Origin of the sequence: Photorhabdus bodei (assembly GCF_003287735.1) — a bacterium.
Taxonomy (GTDB): Bacteria; Pseudomonadota; Gammaproteobacteria; order Enterobacterales; family Enterobacteriaceae; genus Photorhabdus; species Photorhabdus kayaii.
Window position 1 is genome coordinate 1 of the sequence record NZ_NSCM01000150.1, and the last position, 654, is coordinate 654.

1 pseudogene is annotated in these 654 nt (G+C 62.2%); it reads right to left on the bottom strand.

Annotation, left to right across the window (positions count from 1 at the left end):
• Nucleotides 1–654, bottom strand: a pseudogene (locus CKY02_RS23200) (DNA primase); the annotation flags it as partial.

Below are 654 nucleotides of genomic sequence, written 5' to 3' on the forward strand. Positions count from 1 at the left end.
GCGATGTCAGCAACGCCAGCGCGGCAGCTTCATCTTCCGCGCTGACCGTCACCGCCGTTGTCCCTGAGGCTTCGGCCTCCGCTTGCTGCTCGGCATCCTGTTGCTGCTCCAGCATCAGCAAGACCCGCCCGGCTTCGCGTTTGATGACCGACAGCTCGCATTCCAGCTCTTGCGCCGCCGTGCTGATGTAGTTCTGACGATGCCGCGCGTGATACATGTCCAGTGTATCCACATGGAACAGGCCGGACGTTTCATCCCGCACCTGCACATTGACTTTCATCACATCGGGCACCGGCGATTTCTTCATCCCCCGTACCCGCCAGACCCGGGGGCCGCTTTTCATCAACAGTTCACCGCAGGCCGTGCGCTCACAGGGCACGGGTGCAACGGTCAGCTCTGGCGGGGCGGCTAAAGAAGAAGGTTTAGCCACATCGGCACTTTGAGACTTTTCCGTCACAGCCGGCGATACGGGCCGCTCATGGCTGAACACCGCGCCCGGCGCTGTTCCCTGTCCCAGCCAGACCGCTTGTTGCAAGGCCAGCCCCAGCGCATGTTCGGCGTTGCCGCTTTTCAGCGCATAGTCATTGGCATCCATGCCCGGCGGGAACTGCACCCGCCATGCCTCGATACCGGCTTCCAGTAAATCAGCGGCCA